Here is a 19,581-nt window from a genome sequence, read left to right as displayed (position 1 = left end):
GGAGCTGTATGGATATTACCGAGCTGCTGGCTTTCAGTGCCAAGCAAGGCGCATCGGACTTACACCTCTCGGCCGGGCTCCCGCCGATGATTCGTGTCGACGGTGATGTGCGCCGGATCAACCTGCCTGCGCTGGACGCCAAAGCGGTACAGGAACTGATCTACGACATCATGAACGACAAGCAACGTCAGGATTTCGAAGAGCTTCTTGAGACTGACTTCTCGTTCGAAGTGCCAGGGGTTGCGCGCTTTCGGGTCAATGCTTTCAACCAGAATCGTGGCGCGGGTGCCGTGTTTCGGACCATCCCGGCGAAAATCCTTAGCCTTGAAGAATTAGGCATGGGAGAAGTGTTTCGCAAGATTACCGACGCTTCTCGGGGCCTGGTATTGATCACTGGGCCAACTGGCTCGGGCAAGTCCACCACGCTGGCGGCGATGATCGATTACCTGAACGTCAATCGGCATCATCACATTCTGACTATCGAAGACCCGATCGAATTCGTTCACGAGTCCAAGAAGTGTCTGGTCAACCAGCGTGAAGTGCACCGCGACACACTGGGCTTTTCCGAAGCCTTGCGCTCGGCACTGCGGGAAGACCCGGATGTGATTCTGGTGGGTGAGCTGCGTGACCTGGAAACCATTCGCCTGGCGCTGACCGCCGCGGAAACCGGCCACTTGGTCTTCGGCACGTTGCACACCACCTCGGCGGCGAAAACCATTGACCGGATCGTTGATGTATTCCCTGCGGCGGAAAAGGCCATGATTCGCTCGATGCTGTCCGAATCCCTGCACGCAGTGGTTTCCCAGACGCTGCTCAAGAAGGTGGGTGGCGGCCGTATTGCGGCGCACGAGATCATGATGGGAACGGCGGCGATTCGTAACCTGATCCGCGAGGACAAGGTCGCGCAGATGTATTCAGCGATTCAGACCGGCGGCTCGCTGGGCATGCAGACGCTGGACATGTGCATGAAGGATCTGGTCGCCAAGGGCTTGATCACCCGCGAGGCCGCGCGTGAGAAGGCCAAGATGCCGGATAATTTCTGAGGAGGGGGGCAGCGGCGTCGCAAATTTGTGGGAGCGAATTCATTCGCGAAGCGCGTTTGTCAGGCAATAAACATGTTGGCTGACCTGACGCCTTCGCGAATAAATTCGCTCCCACAGGATCTATAGCGTCGTTGCTTAACGCTGAACAACCCGCAACGGTGCGTTCTGCTTAGGCAAAACGCGTTTAGCCACCATGTAGTGGCTGTTCCAGTACGGTTTTTTCAGCGTATCGACGGTCACGGCCTTGCCACGGCGAGGGGCGTGGACGAAGCGGTCGTTGCCCAGGTAAATGGCGACGTGGTTGACCTTGCGGCTTTTGATGTTGAAGAACAGCAGGTCGCCGGGCTTCAAATCCTTGCGATCCACTTTCTGCCCGTGACCTTCGGCCATGGCGTTGGAGGTGCGCGGCAAATTCACTTCGCTAACGTCGCTAAATGCATATTTCACCAATCCGCTGCAATCCAGGCCTTTACCTGGGGTGCTCCCGCCCCAACGATAAGGTGTACCGACAGCTTTCAGAGCGCGGCTGACTACCGAGTTGCTCTGTTTGGCGTTGGGCGCACCGATGATCTGGGCGTTGGCGACGGTTTTCGAATTCTTGATGGGCGCGTTGCGTTGAATCTTCGCCCGGGTGCTGCGGCCTTTTGGAGAGATGACAGGCGCAGGCTCGTTAACATGATTGGACGCGATGGCTGGCGAAGAATGGGTTTTCGCGGTGTAGCCGGTGAAGCTCGCGGGAAGTTGTTGCTCACGATTGGTGGCATGAGCGGCCAGAGGCATTAGCAGGCAGATGGTTAGCCATGACTTGAAAAATGGACGCATTCGGCAGGGCTCTTGTGGGTTAGCGCGCAACTTTATAACAGCTTTTTCTGTGATTCTGATCACCGTTTACGAATCCAATATGGAGCGATCGTTTCACTTTGCGCGACAAACTCTCGCAAAAACCGCAGCAATCCCTTGTGGTACAAGGGTTTGGAATAAGCGCCAGAGGTTCCTGCCATACGTCGGATGAACACGAGAAAGTCACAATCTTTACGAATATTTTTTTCTATCAACCTAAATGAGGGCGCAAATGAACACCTATCAAGTTGAACCGCAGCGTCAGGACACCCACAGCAAAGTGTTGGGCTACCTGTTGTGGATTGTCGGTTTCACCGGCTCCCACCGCTTCTATTACGGCAAGCCGGTCACCGGTACGATCTGGTTTTTCACCCTGGGTCTGTTTGGCATCGGTTGGCTGATCGACCTGTTTCTGATCCCGAGCATGGATCGCGAAGCAGACCTGCGTTTTACCGCAGGTTCCACTGACTTCAGCGTCGCGTGGATTCTGTTGGCGTTTCTGGGGGTGTTCGGCGTGCACCGCATGTATCAGGGGAAATGGATCACCGGGATCATCTACTTGTTTACAGGCGGGCTGTTTCTGGTGGGTGTGCTGTATGACTTCTGGACGCTGAACGACCAGATCTCGATCAAGAATGCACGGCGTGGTTAACGCAACCTTGTGGGTTTGGATGTCTCAAGGTCGGGCGCGGCTACCTGTGGGAGCGACCGGGGTGGCGCTCCACCTTGCTCGCGAAGGCAGTATTCCTGCCGCAGAAATATATCGGGATGTCCCGGCCTCTTCGCGAGCAAGGTGGAGCGCCACCCCGGTCGCTCCCACAGGTGATCACCAAATCTGTGTGGGGCAAGCACCACACAGGGTTGATCTGAGTCCGTTAGCCCGTATGCGTAATCCGCCCATCCACCAACGTGTAACGCACCGCGCCGGGCAGGCAATGGCCGAGGAACGGGCAGTTTTCGCCTTTGGACAGCCAGGTCTCGCCCGCCACGGTTGAGGCCGCCGGGTCGAACAGTACGATATCGGCTGCCGAGCCCGCGCTGAGTTGGCCGGCTGGCAGGCGCAATGCCGCTGCCGGGCCGCTGCTCAGGCGAGCGATCAGGGTCGGCAGGTCCAGCAGGCCATCTTCCACCAGCGTCATGGCCAGTGGCAGCAGTAGCTCGACACTGCTGATGCCCGGCTCAGTCGCGCCAAACGGTGCCAGCTTGGCGTCGCGTTCGTGTGGCTGGTGATGGCTGGAAATCGCGCTGATCACGCCGGACTTCACCGCTTCACGCAGGCCGTCGCGGTCCGCGCGGGTGCGCAGCGGCGGTTGCACGTGATACAGGCTGGAGAAGTCGATCAACGCTTCGTCGGTCAGGATCAACTGATACAACGCTACATCAGCCGTGACCTTCAGGCCGCGAGCTTGCGCCTGGGCAATCAAGGCCGCACCGCGAGCACTGGTCAGCTGGCTGAAGTGGGCGCGCACGCCGCTTTGTTCAACCAGCAGCAGGTCCCGGGCCAGGGCCACGGTTTCAGCGGTTTCCGGAATGCCGGCCAAACCCAGAAAGCTCGCGGTCGGGCCTTCGTGAGCCAGACCTCCTTCGGCCAGATCGCGATCCTGTGAGTTGAAAATCACCGTCAGGTCGAAGGTCGCCGCATATTCCAGCGCCCGACACAGGGTACGAGTGTTGCGGAAGCTCTCCAGACCGTTGCCAAAGGCGACGCAGCCCACATCGCGCAACGCGACCAGTTCGGCCAGTTGCTCGCCTTCCAGGCCCTTGCTCAGCGCGCCTATGGGGTAGACCTTGCTGTGCCCGGCTTCGCGAGCGCGGTCGAGGATCAGTTCGGCCACCGCTGAGGTGTCCAGAATCGGCTTGGTGCGCGGTGGGCAGCACAGGCTGGTCACGCCACCCGCCGCTGCGGCGCGGGTCTCGCTGGCAATCGTGCCTTTGCGGCTATAACCCGGTTCGCGCAGGGCGACGTTCAGGTCAACCAGCCCGGGCGCGGCGATCAGGCCGGTGGCGTCGATTGTTTGTAGGGGTTCGAAACCGGCCGGCGCGGCACCGATTGCGAGAATCTTGCAGGCTTCCAGGTGCAGATCGGTGACTTGGTCCAGCCCGCTGTTAGGGTCGATGACGCGAGCGCCGAGGATGCTGAGCTTCACTGGGCGTTCTCCTGTTCGAATTGTCGTTGCGCGGTCTGGCCGCTCATGGCCATGGACAACACGGCCATGCGTACGGCGATGCCGTAAGTCACCTGATTGAGAATCACCGAATGCGCGCCGTCGGCCACTGCCGATTCGATTTCCACGCCACGGTTGATCGGGCCAGGGTGCATGACGATGCAATGCGGCTTGGCTCCGGCCAGACGCGCCGTGGTCAGGCCAAACAGGCGATAGAACTCGCCTTCGCTCGGCAGCAAACCGCCCTGCATGCGTTCACGTTGCAGGCGCAGCATGATCACTACATCGACGTCTTTGAGGCCTTCCTTGAGGTCGGTGTAGACCTTCACGCCGTATTGTTCAACACCCACCGGCAACAAGGTTTTCGGGCCGATTACGCGGATGTCCGGGCAACCCAGCGCCTTGAGCGCGATCATGTTCGAGCGCGCCACCCGCGAGTGCAGAATGTCGCCGACGATGGCCACGGAGAGGTTTTCAAAACCGCCCTTGTGACGGCGAATGGTCAGCATGTCGAGCATGCCCTGGGTCGGGTGCGCGTGGCGGCCGTCGCCACCGTTGATGATCGCCACTTCCGGGCAAACGTGCTCGGCAATGAAATGCGCTGCGCCCGAATCTCCGTGGCGCACGACGAACATGTCGGCAGCCATGGCTTCCAGATTGCGCAGGGTGTCGAACAGCGTCTCGCCCTTGCTGGTGGAGGACGTCGACACATTGAGGGTAATCACGTCCGCCGACAGGCGCTGGGCCGCCAGTTCAAAGGTGGTGCGGGTGCGCGTGGAGTTCTCGAAGAACACGTTACACACGGTCTTGCCGCGCAACAGCGGGACTTTCTTCACCGCCCGGGCGCCGACTTCCAGAAAGGAGTCGGCAGTGTCGAGGATTTCGGTGAGCAGCTCGCGTGGCAAGCCATCGAGGGACAGGAAATGGCGCAGCTGACCTTGATGGTTGAGCTGCAGCGGGCGCTTGGCGTCGAGGGGCGTCATCGCAAAGGACTCTTTCAAGGGCGGTTAGAGGGCGGCGGAAGCGGTGGACAGGTCTTGCAGCTCGAGGGCCAGCGGCGACGGGCCGCTCAACTTGACTCGTTCGTGGGCGGCCAGCGACAGGGTCGCGCCGACGATGTCCGGGCTGATGGGTAACTCGCCAGCGTCCAGATCCAGCAGACAAACAAGGGTCACGCTGGCGGGGCGGCCGTAGTCGAACAGCTCGTTGAGGGCGGCGCGGATGGTGCGGCCGCTCATCAACACATCATCGATCAATACCAGGTGCTGGCCTTCGATCTCGAACGGCAGCTCGGACGGACGCACTTGCGGGTGCAGACCGTTCTGGCTGAAGTCATCGCGGTAAAAGGAAACATCCAGCGTACCCAGCGGCGTGTCGCGGCCAAGGGCTTCAAGCAGCGCCTGCGCCACCCATACGCCGCCAGTGCGAATGCCGATAAACCGCGGCTCGGTCACGCCGCGCTTGCTCAGATGAGCGTTCAGGTCGGTGGCCATCTGACGGATCAGTTCGGCGGGGTTGGGTAGGCTCATAAAAGTTGCTCCTTGAAGTGCCCGAGCCAGGCCCACTTGGCGAGTCGTGTTGTGGCATGGCTCAGACTGAAACCGGGATTCTGGAAAAGGGTGAACACGTCAGGCATTGAAGAGTTCGGAATTGGCATCCAGCCAGCCTTGCAACAGCAGCATGGCGGCGATGGCATCCACCGGGTTGTCTTTATAGCTGCCCTTTTGTCCGCCACGGCTCATTCGCTCGCCTTTGGCTTCAAACGTGGTCAGGCGCTCGTCATGGGTATAGACCGGAACATTGAAACGGCCATTGATCCGGCGGGAAAACTTCTCGGCCTTGACGCTCATTTCGCTCGGGGTGCCGTCCATGTTCAATGGCAGGCCGACCACGATGGCGTCCGGCTTCCACTCGCGGATCAGGGCTTCGATCTGGCTCCAGTCCGGCACGCCTTGCGTGGCCTTGAGAGTGCATAGCTCGCGAGCCTGGCCAGTGATCACTTGGCCGACCGCGACGCCGATCTGTTTGGTGCCGTAATCAAAACCGAGCAGTAAGCGCAATGCGGCCATCAGGCGTGGCCTGCCTGGCTGGTCAGCAGGTTGAGGTTGATGCCCAGGCGCGCGGCGGCGGCATCAAGACGGTCGTCACTGTCCACATCAAACAGAATGGCGGGGTCGAACGGGCAGGTCAGCCAGGCATTGGCAGCCATTTCAGCCTCCAATTGACCCGCCTCCCAGCCGGCATAGCCGAGGGTGATCACATTTTGATCAGGGCCGTAGCCGTCTGCGATGGAAAACAACACGTCCTGCGAAGTCGAAAGCGACAGGCCGCCCAGTTCGACGGTGGCCTGAAAGATCTGCCCGCTGGGATGCAGCACAAAACCGCGATCCGTCTGGACCGGACCGCCGGTGTGAATGGCGATTTCCTGGCAGCGCGCGGGCGCGGGCAGTTCCGGTCGTAACTGCTCGAGAACGTCAGCCAGGGTCAGGCTTTGCGGGCGGTTGATCACCAGACCCATGGCGCCATTGGCATTGTGCTCGACGATGTAAGTCAGCGTCTGCGCAAAGTTCGGGTCGACCATGTGCGGCATGGCAATCAGGAATTGATGCTTGAGGTAACTCGCAGATACGTTTTTCATGAGCCCTAGTGTGGCGCTGCGCGGCGGGCCTGACAACTGGCAGTTCTGACAGGTCCGCAGGTTTGTGAAGGAGCCGTCAGTTGCTGGAAAGCTTGTCGCCCCGGGCGAATTTCCAGGTGCGGATGATTTCCAGGCGATCAATGTCGGCAAGATCGCCGGTGAACGGCGCAAATGGTGCCGCCAGACGCACGATTCGCTGCGCGGCTTGATCAAGGAGCGGCTGTCCGGAGGACTCCAGCACCAGAACTTCGTAAAGCGAACCGTCGCGATTGATTGAAACCATTAGACGCAAATTGCCATAGATCTGCTGGCGACGGGCTTCTTCGGGGTAATTCAGGTTACCGACCCGTTCGACCTTCTTGCGCCAGTCGTCTTTGTACCAGGCGCCCTTGTCGCGCATGGTCGAGGCGGCGTTGAGGCGGTGGATCTTGGGCCGTTTGGCGTATAGCTGCTGTTCGTTGGAGAGCTCGGCTTCGAGGCTGGCGATTTCGCTGCTCAATTGCGAGCTGTCAAATTCGGGCGCGGCCTTGGGCGTCGGGTCAGGTTTGACCTCTTCGCGTTTGGCGACGGTTTTTTGCGGCGATGCGGCCTTGGTGGCGACGACGGTCTTGGCCGACTCCTGTTTGACCACCGGCTTGGCGGCGGGAGGCGGCGTGACCTTGTTGATTTTGGTGTCCTGAAACGGCGCAAGCTCGGTGGTCTTGGGGATCGCCGCTTTGTCCAGCGTACCGCTGCCTTGCTGATTGTCCTGAGCGAGAAAGTCAGCCTCTTTGGGCTTGGTTTCGCTTTTGAACGTGGCGAGGGTTATTTCAAGCGTCTTGCTGATCTGCTCGGGTTTGACGTAGGTAAACCCCACGCCAAGGATAATCGCCACGTGAATCAATGCCGCAATCAATAGGGTAAAACCCAGACGATCAGCCGGGCGCACCCTTGATGGGGAAAGTTCGTATGGGAGATCGGCAGCAGTCATCAGCGGTTTAGTGTCTCTTGGGGTACATCAAATGCGGTGCATCATAACTCTGTTGGAGCGAGGCTTGCCCGCGAAGGCGTTTAATCGATTGGCATATTCATCGCCCGACACACTGCCTTCGCGGGCAAGCCTCGCTCCAACAAACCTTACTTCCTGGCGCTGAGCTTCTTCTCGATCACATCCATCAACATGCCGCCAATGTTCGTGCCGAAGGCATTGTCGATTTCCCGGATGCAGGTCGGGCTGGTGACGTTGATTTCAGTCAGATGCTCACCGATCACATCAAGGCCGACGAAGATCAACCCTTTTTCGCGCAAGGTCGGGCCAATCTGTTCAGCGATCCAGCGATCTTTATCAGTTAATGGACGCGCTTCACCGCGACCGCCAGCAGCCAGGTTGCCACGGGTTTCACCGGCGGCCGGGATGCGGGCCAGGCAATACGGTACAGGTTCGCCGTCGACCATCAGGATGCGTTTGTCGCCGTCCTTGATGGCAGGCAGATAACCTTGCGCCATGATTTGCTGAGTGCCGTGTGCTGTCAGGGTTTCCAGGATGACGGAGAGGTTCGGATCGCCCTCACGATGACGGAAGATCGACGCACCGCCCATGCCGTCCAGCGGCTTGAGGATTACATCGCCGTGCTCGGCGGCGAATTCACGCAGGATGTCCGAGCGACGGCTCACCAGAGTCGGCGGGGTCAACTGCGGGAACAGTGTGGCGAACAGCTTTTCATTGCAGTCGCGCAGGCTTTGCGGCTTGTTGACGATCAACACGCCAGCGGTTTCGGCCTGTTCCAGCAGGTAAGTGGCGTAGACGAATTCCATGTCGAACGGCGGATCCTTGCGCATCAGGATCACGTCCAGGTCATCCAGACCTGCGTCGACTTCGGCATCCAGCTCGAACCATTTGGCCGGATCGGCGAACACTTTCAGCGGTTTCATGCGGGCGCGGGCCTGGCCGGCGCTTTGATACAGATCCTGCTGCTCCATGTAGAACAGCGACCAGCCACGTTCCTGGGCGGCAAGCAGCATGGCCAGTGAGCTGTCCTTTTTATAGGAAATGCGCTCAATCGGGTCCATGACAATCCCTAGGCGAACGCTCATGGGCAAATATCCTCTGGTCGATTACGGCCGCGACGGCCTTCAAATAGGCGTCAGGGTGGCGCTCCGCTTGCGTGGGGTCAAGAGGCAAGCATGTCGCGGCCGGCTTTATGGATTGAGTGGGGAGAGTGTGCTAAAAAGGCTCGGCGTCTGAATCGGCCTTTGGCCCCTGTAGATCCGGAGTTCGCGGCACGTTCAGGCTCCCGGTGCCAGGCAGAACAGGCCAAAACACGCCGCGGCGATGCAAGAGCAGACTATGGAACAGCATTCATCAGCACTGAAAGTCATGGTTATCGATGACTCGAAGACCATTCGCCGCACGGCCGAGACGCTGTTGAAAAATGTCGGCTGTGAAGTTATCACCGCAATTGACGGCTTCGATGCGTTGGCCAAGATCGCCGACAACCATCCGCGAATCATCTTCGTCGACATCATGATGCCGCGCCTTGATGGCTATCAGACCTGTGCATTGATCAAGAACAACCGGGCATTCAAGTCGACACCGGTGATCATGCTTTCGTCCAAGGACGGCCTGTTCGACAAGGCCAAGGGGCGGATCGTGGGTTCTGATCAGTTTTTGACCAAGCCTTTTAGCAAGGAAGAACTGCTCAACGCGATCAAGGCTCATGTACCGGGGTTCGTTGCAGTAGAACAGCAAACATCGTGATGCTCGCCCTGAAAGGTAGCGGGCATCCATCCTTATGGGGAACACCATGGCTCGAATCCTGATCGTCGACGACTCGCCGACTGAAATGTACAAATTGACCGGCATGCTGGAAAAGCATGGTCATGAAGTTCTCAAGGCCGAAAACGGGGCGGACGGCGTTGCCCTGGCCCGCCAGGAAAAGCCCGACGCGGTATTGATGGACATCGTCATGCCCGGCCTCAACGGTTTTCAGGCGACCCGCCAGTTGACCAAGGATGCGGACACCAACATGATCCCGGTGATCATGATCACCACCAAGGATCAGGAAACTGACAAAGTCTGGGGCAAACGCCAGGGCGCACGGGACTACCTGACCAAACCGGTGGACGAAGAAACCCTGATGAAAACCCTGAACGCGGTACTCGCCGGCTGATCGCCGGTTTGTCATGGCTGAGTCGCAAACTGCCTTCCAGTTGTTGTTCGACATCGATAAACGCTGTCGGGCGCTAGCGGCGGGCCTGCCTTTTCAGGAAACCCGCCAGCAGGACTGGAGCGGTATCGGTTTCCGCATGGGCGAGCGTTGCTACGTGGCGCCCATGGGTGAAATCAGCGAGATCCTTCATGAACCGCGTTATGCCGTGCTGCCAGGGGTCAAGCCCTGGGTCAGGGGCGTTGCCAACCTGCGCGGCCGACTGCTGCCGATCATGGACCTGTGCAGCTTCTTCGGTGACGAACTCTCGCCGGTGCGCAAACAGCGTCGCGTCCTGGTGGTGGATCATCAGGATGTCTTCGCCGGGCTGATGGTTGATGAGGTGCTTGGTTTGCAGCATTTCAGCCAGATCAGCCTGATGCCGCATCAAGCCAGCGAGCCCGCAGAGCGCATCACCCCGTTCATTCGCGGGCAATTCCTGCGAGAACAAGCCTGGCTGGTCTTCAGTCCCGCAGCGCTGGCGCAATCGCCAGGCTTCATGGACGTAGCACTTTGAACGAAACTTTATCTGCCAACGGCTTGGGTGAGCCGGCTGCCTTGGACCTGTGGGAGCGAATTCATTCGCGAAGACGGCATTCCAGGCAAGACAAATGCATAGGATTTAGCCGTCCTTTCGCGAATGAATTCGCTCCCACAGGTTTGGCGCCAGGCGCTGGTTTTTTTGTTTTTTGGATAAGCCATCGGCTAGTTCATACAGGGGCCTGATTCATGAGTAAGCCAGGCAAGTCACTGGAAGGCGCACGCAGTCGCTCGCAGATCCTTGTGCTGTTCGTCGCGCTGATTGTTTTCATCATATTGCTGTTCGTCAATTTCGCTTACCTCAACACTCAATCGACCTACGACAAGCAATACATCGGTCACGCGGGCGAGTTGCGCGTGTTGTCGCAACGGATCGCCAAGAACGCCACTGAGGCCGCCGCTGGCAAGCCTCAGGCCTTCAAGTTGCTGGCCGATGCGCGTAACGATTTCGACATGCGCTGGGGTTTCCTGCGCAAGGGCGACAAAGCCACCGGCCTGCCGCCAGCGCCACTGGCTGTGCGCGACGAGTTGCAGGCGGTGCAGGCTGATTGGGAAGCGCTGCGCAAAAGTACGGACGTGATTCTCGCCACCGAGCAAACCGTGCTGTCGCTGCATCAGGTAGCGGCAACCCTGGCGGAAACGATTCCACAGTTACAGGTGGAGTACGAGAAAGTCGTTGAGATTCTGCTGCAAAGCCGCGCCCCTGCCAGCCAAGTGGCGGTGGCTCAGCGTCAGTCGCTGCTCGCTGAACGGATTCTCGGCTCGGTCAACAAAGTGCTGTCGGGCGATGACACGGCCGTGCAGGCGGCCGATACGTTCGGGCGCGACGCCAGTCAGTTCGGGCGGGTGCTGAGCGGCATGCTTGAGGGCAACGTGACGATGCGCATCGCCCAGGTCGACGATCCGGATGCCCGAGCGCGGCTTGCGGAAATCGCCGAGCTGTTCCAGTTCGTGTCCGGTTCGGTGGATGAAATTCTCGAAACATCCCCTGAGCTTTTTCAGGTTCGGGAATCCGCGAGCAACATCTTCAACAGCTCGCAGACCCTGCTGGACGAAACTTCGATACTGGCCAACCGGCTCGAACATCTGGCCAGCGCTCGCTCATCCAACACCATCGGCGGCTATGTGCTGGGCTTGCTGGCCCTGATGTCGATCATCCTCATCGGCCTGGTGATGGTGCGCGAAACCAACCGGCAGCTGCGCGAGACCGCTGAGAAGAACGAGCGCAATCAGAACGCGATCATGCGTCTGCTCGATGAAATCGAAAACCTCGCCGACGGTGACCTGACGGTTGCCGCGTCGGTGACGGAAGATTTCACCGGTGCCATTGCTGACTCCATCAATTACTCCATCGACCAGTTGCGCGAGCTGGTGACGACCATCAACCTGACTGCCGAGCAGGTGTTCGGTGCGGTCAAAGATACTCAGACGACCGCCACCCAGCTGGCCGCAGCCTCCGAGCATCAGGCGTTGCAGATTGCCGCCGCGTCCACCGCCATCAACCGCATGACGGGCTCCATTGACCTGGTGTCGGCCAACGCCCGCGAGTCCTCCTCGGTGGCCGAGCGTTCGGTGACCATCGCCAACAAAGGCAACGAGGTGGTGCATAACACCATCAATGGCATGGACAACATTCGCGAGCAGATTCAGGACACCTCCAAACGCATCAAGCGTCTTGGCGAGTCGTCTCAGGAGATTGGCGATATCGTCAGCCTGATCGATGACATTGCCGATCAGACCAATATTCTGGCCCTGAACGCGGCGATCCAGGCCTCCATGGCCGGTGATGCGGGGCGTGGTTTTGCCGTGGTGGCGGATGAAGTGCAGCGGTTGGCCGAACGTTCATCCTCGGCCACCAAACAGATCGAGACGCTGGTGCGGGCCATCCAGAACGACACCAACGAGGCGGTCATCTCCATGGAGCAGACCACCACCGAAGTGGTGCGCGGCGCCCGTCTGGCGCAAGACGCCGGGGTAGCGCTGGAGGAAATCGAAGGTGTCTCCAAAGTGCTGGCGGCGCTGATCCAGAGCATCACCAATGCCGCGCAGCAACAGGCGGACCTGGGCGAGCAGATTTCCCAGACCATGACCGTGATTCAGCAGACCACCTCGCAAACCACCTCGGGAACCGCCGCTACCGCACGCAGCATGGGCAACCTGGCGAAGATGGCCAGCGCAATGCGTCGCTCGGTATCGGGCTTCACCTTGCCGTCGTCACGGGACCACGGCTAATGTTCAAAAAATGTACAGCGCCCGCAAATACAGCACCCGTAGGAGCGCGCTTGCCCGCGATGACCATCTCGCAGGCGACAAACGTGCCAGCTTTGAAATCGAATCGCGGGCAAGCGCGCTCCTACGGGAAATTTATTCCTCTTTCGGCGCACAAGCAGGCAGCAGAACCAAACGAGTCGGGGATTTGAATCGTCATGGTTGATCGGCACGATTACGTAGCGCTGGAGTGGGTCAAAGGCGAAATCGCCGAGACCCTCAAGCAGGCCCGCCACGCCCTTGAGGCGTTCATTGCCGATCCCCGTGATAACGCGGCGATGGATGAGTGCCTGGACTACGTGCATCAGGTGCATGGCAGCCTGCAGATGATCGAGTTCTACGGCGCAGCATTGCTGGCCGAGGAAATTGAGCAACTGGCGCTGGCCTTGCAGCAGGACCGCGTCGGTCAGCAAGCCGAGGCCGAGCAACTGCTGACTCAGGCACTAACGCAACTGCCGGTCTACCTGGACCGCATCCATTCAGCTCGCAGGGACTTGCCGCTGGTGGTATTGCCCTTGCTCAACGACTTGCGCAGTGCCCGTGGTGAAAGCCTGCTCTCGGAAACCAGCCTGTTTGCCCCGCAGCTGCTCAGCGTGCCAGCCCTGGATGCTCAAGAGCTTGAACGCCGCGACAACCCTGAGCTTCCCGCCTTGCTGCGTAGATTGCGGCAAACGTTGCAAGCGGCACTGGTGGGCCTGTTGCGCGAGCAAGATGTGCAGGCGCAATTGGGCTACATGGGCAAAGTCTTCGCCAGGCTCGAACAACTCTGCGATGACGCTCCGCTGGGACCGTTGTGGCAGATCGCTTCGGCGCTGGTTGAAACCATGGTCAATGGCAATTTCACCAACAGCCCGGCCTTGCGCAGCCTGTTCAAGGATGCCGACAAGGAGCTCAAACGACTGCTGGAGCAAGGCATCGCGGGTATCAACCAGCCCGCCCCCGATGAGCTGCTGAAAAGCCTGCTGTTTTATATTGCCAAATCCGACAGCCTTGCGCCGCGCATGGTCGACCTTAAAGACCAGTACGGGCTGGACGAAGCACTGCCTGACACCTCGCTGCCCAAACAGGAACGAGAAAGCATTGAAGGGCCCGATCGCGATGCCATGCGCTCGGTGATCACGGCCTTGTGTGAAGAACTGGTGCGGGTCAAAGAGCGTCTGGATGTATTTGTTCGCGGCGACCGCCACTCGGTCAGCGAGCTGAACGGGCTGCTGCCACCGTTGCGGCAAATCGCCGATACCCTGGCGGTCTTGGGTTTCGGCCAGCCACGCAAGGTCATCATCGATCAACTGGCGGTGGTCCAGGGCTTGGCCCAGGGCCAGCGCGAGCCCAGCGATGCGGCGCTGATGGACGTCGCCGGAGCGCTGCTTTATGTGGAGGCAACGCTGGCCGGCATGGTTGGCACCGTCGAACCCGCCGGCCGTGAAGAAAGCCGCTTGCCTACCACCGACCTGACGCAGATCCACCAGCTGGTGATCCGTGAGGCCCGAGTCGTGCTGCAGCAGGCCAAGGATGTGATCATCGATTACATTGACGGCGAATGGGACCGCCAACGTCTGGAGCCGCTGTCCGCGTTACTGGTACAAGTGCGCGGGGCACTGGCGATGATCCCGCTGGCTCGTGCCGCGAGCCTGCTGGCCGCCTGCAACGAATACATTCACGAACACCTGCTGGTTGACGAAACCCGCCCGGCCTGGACCCAGCTCGACAGCCTGGCTGACACCATCACCGGCATCGAGTATTACCTGGAGCGCATGGGCGAAGACCATGAGGCGCCAGGCGAGCAGGTGCTGGACATGGCGCAGGAGAGCCTGGCGCGGCTTGGCTATTCTCCCATCCTGGATGCGCAGGAAGTGCCGCTGCTGGATGAAGTCATCAGCCAGGACGAAATTCTTGAGCTGAAAGCCCGCAACGCACTGATCAGCCCGGCGCAAACCATCGCCGACGTGTTGGCCAGTCCAGTCAGCGCCGTCAACCCGCCAGCGCGCCACATGCCCGCCAGTTTGCTGCCGCCTCCGGCCGATGAAGAAGGGGTGGATGACGAGCTGCTGGAAGTCTTCCTCGAAGAAACCGAAGAAGTGCTGGCGGCGCTGCACGAATACCTGCCGCAATGGATCGGCTCGCTCACCGACGCACGTTGCAACACCACTGCGCTGACTGAAATTCGTCGTGCCTTTCACACCCTCAAGGGCAGTGGCCGGATGGTGCGCGCGCTGATTCTGGGCGAGCTGGCCTGGGCGGTGGAAAACCTGCTCAACCGGGTGCTGGAAAAAAGCGTTGAACCCAACGCGGATGTTCAGCAGTTGCTCAATGAAGTGCTGCTGTTGCTCCCGGACATCATCAAGGACTTTGCCGAGGGCGCTCAGCACCAGCGTGACGATGTAGACCTGCTCGCCGCCCGCGCTCATGCGCTGGCCAAGGGTCAAGGTGCCCTGACATTTGCAACGCCCGCTGCCGGTGATGAAGACGAAGAACTCGACCCACATCTGCTGGAGATTTTCCGTCAGGAAGCCTTGAGTCATCTCGACAGCCTCAAGCGCTTTCTGGATGGCAGCGCGCAGGATCCTTCGCCCGCCATCAGTGATGAACTCCTACGCGCGCTGCATACCCTCAAAGGTAGTGCTTCCATGGCGGGCGTGACACCCCTCGTCGAACTGGCCAGCCCTCTTGATCAGTTGGTGCGTGAATACAAAGCGCACACGATCGCCCTGAGTCAGCCGGAACTGAAGTTGCTGCGCAGTGCCGAGCCTCTGTTTCTCAAAGGGCTGGCGCAGCTATCAAGCCATCCGCTGGGACCGATCCCTGGCGCATCGAAATTGATCGAAGCCGCTAATGCTCTGCTGCAAGAGCGTTTGGCGGCGGTGCTCAGCGCATCGAACAACGGGCTGCGCATCAAGCGTAACCCGCAGTTGATCGAGAGCTTCCTCGCCGAAGGCATGGACATCCTGCTGGATGCCGAAAGCCTGTTGAAACGCTGGCGCGAGCATCCCGGTAAGCGTCAGGAACTCACGGCGCTACTGGATGAACTGACCACCCTGGGCCACGGCGCGCATCTGGCTGATCTGCCGCAAGTGGACGAGCTGTGCGAGGCGCTGCTCGACCTGTATGGCGCTGTGGAAGAAAGCAGTCTGGCGGTCAGCGAGGTGTTTTTTGATGAGGTCGAACATGCCCACGAAGCGCTGATCAACATGCTCGATCAAGTGGCGGCGGGGCAGGAAGTCCAGGCGCGGCCCGAGCGGGTTCAGGCCTTGCGTGAGCTGCTTGATCAAGCCTTGGACCCATCCGCCACCGGGCTGATCAAAAGCGACGGCAGCCAGGCGCAGAGCATTACCGATCTCGCCGAGGCCACCGCGCAGTTGAGTCATCGTCAGGCCGTTGAGTTGGACTGGAACACGCTGGATGACGAGATCGTCGAGATCTTCCTCGAAGAAGCAGTGGATATCCTCGACAGCGCCGGGCAAGCCTTACAGCGCTGGTTCGATGAGCCGGACAGCACCTTGCCTCTACCGTCATTGCAGCGGGATCTGCACACCCTCAAAGGTGGCGCGCGCATGGCAGAAATCGGGCCGGTGGGCGATCTGGCCCATGAGCTGGAAGCCTTGTATGAAGGGCTGACTGACCGTCGTTACAGCTATTCGCCAGAACTGGCTGCGCTGTTGATCAGCAGCCACGATCAGCTGGCACAGATGCTTGAACAGTTGCACAACAAGCAGGCTCTGGATGATCCGACCGAACTGATCGCGGCCATCAACGAAGTACGGCTGGGCAGCTCCCCGAATCTTGCCAGCGAGCTGGACCCCGATGTCGAGACTTCCAGGCCACAGGCTGATGGGCCAGATACCGAGCTACTGGAAATCTTCCTCGAGGAAGGCTTCGACATCATAGAAAGCTCTGGCGCCGCCATGGCGCGCTGGCAGGCTGAACCCGATAACCTGCTGGAAGTGGAAAATCTGCTGCGCGACCTGCACACCCTCAAAGGTGGCGCACGCATGGTTGAAATCGCCCCGATTGGCGACCTGGCCCACGAACTTGAATCGCTTTATGAAGGCCTGTCAGCCGGAGTGCTGCGCCCGCATCCACTGATGATCAGCCTGTTGCAAAGCGGCCATGACCTGCTGGCTGACATGCTGGATGCCGTGCGCGCCGACAAGCCCATGCCCAGCGCCGAGCTGTTGATCGAAAGCATCCGCAAACAGGCCGACCCTGCGTCCGCGCCGGTGGCTGAAGTAGAGACGCCAGTGCCGGTGCCGGTGCCTGTTCCGCCAGCGCCTGAAGCGGCAATTGAGCCAAAAACGGTGTCCGACACCGAGGCCGAGCGTTCAGCCACCGAGATGGTCAAGGTGCCTGGCGAAGAGCTGGAGACGCTGGTGAACCTTGCGGGGGAAACCTCGATCTTCCGCGGGCGCATCGAGCAGCAGGTGCTTGATGCCGAAGGCACCCTGGCGGAAATGGCCACCACCATCGAACGGATGCGCGATCAGTTGCGACGTCTGGACATGGAAACCCAGGGCAGCATCCTCAGCCGTGAACAGGTGCAGGCTGAGCGGCTAGGTTATGAAGATTTCGATCCGCTGGAAATGGATCGCCATTCGCAGTTGCAGCAGTTGTCCCGAGCGCTGTTCGAGTCTGCGTCCGACCTCATGGACCTCAAGGAAACCCTCGACAGCCGGGCCAGCGACGCCCAGACCCTGCTACTGCAACAGGCCCGGGTCAATACTGATCTGCAGGAACGCTTGATGCGCACCCGTATGGTGCCGTTCGAACGCATGGTGCCGCGACTCCAGCGCATCGTGCGGCAGGTGTCCGGCGAGTTGCACAAAAAAGTCCACTTTGAGGTGGGCAACGCCGAAGGTGAGATGGACCGCAGCGTGCTTGAGCGCATGGTCGCGCCCTTGGAACACATGCTGCGCAACGCCATCGACCACGGTCTGGAAAGCACTGAAAAGCGTTTGGCGGCAGGCAAACCGGAGGTGGGCAGCATCACCCTGGATCTGAAGCACGAAGGCGCTGATATCGTCATCGAAATGACCGATGACGGTGCCGGTATCGATCTGGACGTCGTGCGCCGCAAAGCTCGCAAACGCGGCATGATCGGCCCCGATGCCAACCCAAGCGATCATGAAACCTTGCAGTTCATTCTGGCCCCCGGGTTTTCCACGGCAGAAACCATTACGCAGATTTCCGGGCGCGGCATTGGCATGGATGTGGTGCACGCCGAGGTCAAGCAACTGGGCGGCACCATGGTCATCGAATCGGTGCCGGGGCAGGGCGCGTTGTTCCGGATTCGCCTGCCGTTCTCGGTGTCAGTCAACCGGGCGCTGATGGTCCAGTGCGGCGAGGAGCAATACGCCGTGCCGCTCAACACCGTCGAAGGCATCGTGCGGGTTTTGCCCAACGAACTGGAAGCTTGCTACCAGGCGTCGCCGCCGCGTTATCAATACGGTGAGCGCAGTTACGAGCTGCGGTATCTGGGTGAGCTGCTCAACAATAGTCAGCCGCCGAAACTGATCGGCCAGACCCAGCCGTTGCCAGTGCTGTTGGTGCATGTTCAAGACCAATGGGTTGCGGTGCAGGTCGATGCGCTGGCGGGCTCCCGGGAGATCGTGGTGAAAAGCCTCGGCCCACAGTTTGCCCGGGTTCAGGGTATTTCCGGGGCGACCATCCTCGGCGATGGTCGAGTGGTGCTGATTCTCGACCTGCTGGCGCATATTCGCTTGCTGCACAGTCGGCTGATGGCGCAGCAGGCCTCGGGGGTGGTCACGCCTGCTTACAGCGAAGCCGAGCAGGCCCGACCATTGCTGGTGATGGTGGTAGACGATTCGATTACGGTACGCAAAGTGACCAGCCGCCTGCTGGAGCGCAACGGGATGACGGTCCTGACCGCCAAGGATGGGGTAGACGCCATGGCGCTGCTTCAGGATCGAGTGCCTGACATCATGCTGCTGGACATCGAAATGCCGCGCATGGATGGCTTCGAAGTCGCCAGCCAGGTCCGCGCTGACCCACTACTCAAGGATCTGCCGATCATCATGATCACCTCCCGCTCCGGCCAGAAACACCGCGACCGGGCCATGGCGGTTGGCGTCAACCAATACCTGAGCAAGCCGTATCAGGAGTCGATGCTGCTTGAAAGCATCGCCCATTGGAGCCAGGCCAATGCCTAACGCCGCTCGCTCAAGCCATTTGGCGACCCTGACGGGGCTGATTCTGCCGCTGGACGATCGCAACCTGCTGCTACCCAACGTGGCGGTTGCCGAACTCATCGACTATCAGGATTGCAGCGCCGAACCGGGCGCGCCGCAGTGGTATCTGGGCCAGATCAGCTGGCGCCAGCACAGCCTGCCGCTACTCAGCTTCGAAGCCGCCTGCGGTGCCCGGGCTCGAGTGGGCGGCCGCGCGCGCATCGTGGTCCTCAACGCCTTGGGCGGCCGCGACAACCTGAAATTCATCGCCCTGCTGATCCAGGGTATCCCGCGCTCGTGCAAGGTCGACAACCAGCTCAGCTACGTCGACGTACCCTTGGCCGAGCTGGAACTGGCGGCGGTGCAGGTGGGCGAAACCGTCGCCAAAATTCCTGATCTGGTGAAGTTTGAGCAGTGGTTGGTGGAGGCGGGGTTGGTGTAGCTCAAATCTGATGCTCCTACAATTGGCTCCTACAGAATTTGGCGTGAGCCGATTAAAACGGCTATTCGGCTCAGGTTATGAGCCGAATAGCGATAGCGCTCTGCCGAACATCCCGTGGTTCGCAGCCTTCGGCAGTTTCCACAGAGGTTGCATTTTTCAGTCACACCGCTAGTCATTTGTGGGAGCGAGCTTGCTCGCGAAGGGGTCAGCACATCCGTCAGATCATCAGGGCCTGAAATACTGCCTTCGCAAGCAAGCTTGCTCCCACAAGGCTATGG

At 59.9% G+C, this 19,581-nt stretch carries 16 protein-coding genes; 8 read left to right on the top strand and 8 right to left on the bottom strand.

What is annotated here, in order from left to right:
- Positions 1-8 precede the first annotated feature (8 nt).
- Entirely contained in the window at positions 9-1,043 is a 1,035-nt protein-coding gene (locus IV01_RS21150) for a type IV pilus twitching motility protein PilT (protein ID WP_032626139.1), read from the top strand.
- Positions 1,044-1,178: 135 nt separating this feature from the next.
- Here the strand turns inward: IV01_RS21150 and IV01_RS21155 are convergent, their stop codons facing one another.
- Positions 1,179-1,865: a C40 family peptidase gene (locus IV01_RS21155; RefSeq protein WP_050507289.1), complete on the bottom strand. Its 687-nt coding sequence runs from the start codon at positions 1,863-1,865 to the stop codon at positions 1,179-1,181.
- A 250-nt stretch (positions 1,866-2,115) separates the two neighbouring features.
- On the opposite strand from IV01_RS21155, the gene IV01_RS21160 reads away from it, so the two are divergent.
- Complete coding sequence (locus IV01_RS21160; protein WP_032626137.1) at positions 2,116-2,535, top strand: NINE protein; 420 nt, start codon at positions 2,116-2,118, stop codon at positions 2,533-2,535.
- Between the two features lie 223 nt (positions 2,536-2,758).
- Here IV01_RS21160 and IV01_RS21165 read toward each other — a convergent pair whose 3' ends face one another.
- The 7 genes from IV01_RS21165 to gshB all read right to left on the bottom strand — a co-directional run bounded on the left by IV01_RS21165 (position 2,759) and on the right by gshB (position 8,759).
- Positions 2,759-4,030 (bottom strand): dihydroorotase, encoded by a 1,272-nt coding sequence (locus tag IV01_RS21165; protein ID WP_032626135.1) that lies wholly within the window; start codon positions 4,028-4,030, stop codon positions 2,759-2,761.
- A complete protein-coding gene (locus IV01_RS21170) occupies positions 4,027-5,031 on the bottom strand; it encodes an aspartate carbamoyltransferase catalytic subunit (protein WP_032626133.1) in 1,005 nt (334 codons plus the stop codon). Before IV01_RS21170 ends, IV01_RS21165 begins: the two co-directional genes overlap by 4 nt.
- A gap of 24 nt (positions 5,032-5,055) precedes the next feature.
- The gene (pyrR, locus tag IV01_RS21175; protein WP_032626130.1) at positions 5,056-5,577 is read right to left on the bottom strand and encodes a bifunctional pyr operon transcriptional regulator/uracil phosphoribosyltransferase PyrR; all 522 of its coding nucleotides are present in this window, start codon (positions 5,575-5,577) and stop codon (positions 5,056-5,058) included.
- A 99-nt stretch (positions 5,578-5,676) separates the two neighbouring features.
- Positions 5,677-6,117 carry a Holliday junction resolvase RuvX gene (gene ruvX, locus IV01_RS21180; protein WP_032626129.1) on the bottom strand — a complete coding sequence of 147 codons (441 nt, stop codon included), beginning with the start codon at positions 6,115-6,117 and terminating at the stop codon, positions 5,677-5,679.
- Complete coding sequence (locus tag IV01_RS21185) at positions 6,117-6,686, bottom strand: YqgE/AlgH family protein (RefSeq protein WP_032626127.1); 570 nt, start codon at positions 6,684-6,686, stop codon at positions 6,117-6,119. Before IV01_RS21185 ends, ruvX begins: the two co-directional genes overlap by 1 nt.
- A 76-nt stretch (positions 6,687-6,762) precedes the next feature.
- Positions 6,763-7,656, bottom strand: coding sequence for an energy transducer TonB (locus tag IV01_RS21190; protein ID WP_032626124.1), 894 nt, complete (start codon positions 7,654-7,656; stop codon positions 6,763-6,765).
- A gap of 146 nt (positions 7,657-7,802) precedes the next feature.
- The gene (gshB, locus tag IV01_RS21195; protein WP_032626122.1) at positions 7,803-8,759 is read right to left on the bottom strand and encodes a glutathione synthase; all 957 of its coding nucleotides are present in this window, start codon (positions 8,757-8,759) and stop codon (positions 7,803-7,805) included.
- A gap of 253 nt (positions 8,760-9,012) precedes the next feature.
- Between gshB and pilG the strand changes: the two genes are divergently transcribed.
- The 6 genes from pilG to IV01_RS21225 all read left to right on the top strand — a co-directional run bounded on the left by pilG (position 9,013) and on the right by IV01_RS21225 (position 19,303).
- Entirely contained in the window at positions 9,013-9,423 is a 411-nt protein-coding gene (gene pilG / locus IV01_RS21200) for a twitching motility response regulator PilG (RefSeq protein ID WP_032626119.1), read from the top strand.
- Between the two features lie 46 nt (positions 9,424-9,469).
- Entirely contained in the window at positions 9,470-9,835 is a 366-nt protein-coding gene (gene pilH / locus IV01_RS21205; RefSeq protein WP_002551739.1) for a twitching motility response regulator PilH, read from the top strand.
- Between the two features lie 13 nt (positions 9,836-9,848).
- On the top strand, positions 9,849-10,388 hold the full coding sequence (locus IV01_RS21210; RefSeq protein WP_032626117.1) for a chemotaxis protein CheW: 540 nt from the start codon (positions 9,849-9,851) through the stop codon (positions 10,386-10,388).
- Positions 10,389-10,600: 212 nt separating this feature from the next.
- On the top strand, positions 10,601-12,643 hold the full coding sequence (locus tag IV01_RS21215; RefSeq protein ID WP_032626115.1) for a methyl-accepting chemotaxis protein: 2,043 nt from the start codon (positions 10,601-10,603) through the stop codon (positions 12,641-12,643).
- Positions 12,644-12,837: 194 nt separating this feature from the next.
- Positions 12,838-18,843 (top strand): Hpt domain-containing protein, encoded by a 6,006-nt coding sequence (locus IV01_RS21220; RefSeq protein WP_032626113.1) that lies wholly within the window; start codon positions 12,838-12,840, stop codon positions 18,841-18,843.
- Positions 18,836-19,303, top strand: a complete 468-nt coding sequence (locus tag IV01_RS21225) for a chemotaxis protein CheW (protein ID WP_032626111.1) — start codon at positions 18,836-18,838, stop codon at positions 19,301-19,303. Before IV01_RS21220 ends, IV01_RS21225 begins: the two co-directional genes overlap by 8 nt.
- Positions 19,304-19,581: the final 278 nt, after the last annotated feature.

The sequence above is a fragment of the Pseudomonas syringae genome (assembly GCF_000737245.1).
In the GTDB taxonomy this organism is placed as follows: domain Bacteria; phylum Pseudomonadota; class Gammaproteobacteria; order Pseudomonadales; family Pseudomonadaceae; genus Aquipseudomonas; species Aquipseudomonas syringae_J.
This window is presented reverse-complemented; position numbering and strand designations above follow the sequence as displayed.

Bases quoted from the DNA above. Each gene is read 5' to 3' on its own strand.
- IV01_RS21210 (WP_032626117.1), top strand. From the start codon at position 9,849: ATGGCTGAGTCGCAAACTGCCTTCCAGTTGTTGTTCGACATCGATAAA.
- pilG (WP_032626119.1), top strand. From the start codon at position 9,013: ATGGAACAGCATTCATCAGCACTGAAAGTCATGGTTATCGATGACTCG.
- IV01_RS21185 (WP_032626127.1), bottom strand. From the start codon at position 6,686: ATGAAAAACGTATCTGCGAGTTACCTCAAGCATCAATTCCTGATTGCC.
- IV01_RS21160 (WP_032626137.1), top strand. From the start codon at position 2,116: ATGAACACCTATCAAGTTGAACCGCAGCGTCAGGACACCCACAGCAAA.
- IV01_RS21220 (WP_032626113.1), top strand. From the start codon at position 12,838: ATGGTTGATCGGCACGATTACGTAGCGCTGGAGTGGGTCAAAGGCGAA.
- pyrR (WP_032626130.1), bottom strand. From the start codon at position 5,577: ATGAGCCTACCCAACCCCGCCGAACTGATCCGTCAGATGGCCACCGAC.
- IV01_RS21190 (WP_032626124.1), bottom strand. From the start codon at position 7,656: ATGACTGCTGCCGATCTCCCATACGAACTTTCCCCATCAAGGGTGCGC.
- IV01_RS21170 (WP_032626133.1), bottom strand. From the start codon at position 5,031: ATGACGCCCCTCGACGCCAAGCGCCCGCTGCAGCTCAACCATCAAGGT.
- pilH (WP_002551739.1), top strand. From the start codon at position 9,470: ATGGCTCGAATCCTGATCGTCGACGACTCGCCGACTGAAATGTACAAA.
- IV01_RS21150 (WP_032626139.1), top strand. From the start codon at position 9: ATGGATATTACCGAGCTGCTGGCTTTCAGTGCCAAGCAAGGCGCATCG.
- IV01_RS21215 (WP_032626115.1), top strand. From the start codon at position 10,601: ATGAGTAAGCCAGGCAAGTCACTGGAAGGCGCACGCAGTCGCTCGCAG.
- ruvX (WP_032626129.1), bottom strand. From the start codon at position 6,117: ATGGCCGCATTGCGCTTACTGCTCGGTTTTGATTACGGCACCAAACAG.
- IV01_RS21155 (WP_050507289.1), bottom strand. From the start codon at position 1,865: ATGCGTCCATTTTTCAAGTCATGGCTAACCATCTGCCTGCTAATGCCT.
- gshB (WP_032626122.1), bottom strand. From the start codon at position 8,759: ATGAGCGTTCGCCTAGGGATTGTCATGGACCCGATTGAGCGCATTTCC.
- IV01_RS21225 (WP_032626111.1), top strand. From the start codon at position 18,836: ATGCCTAACGCCGCTCGCTCAAGCCATTTGGCGACCCTGACGGGGCTG.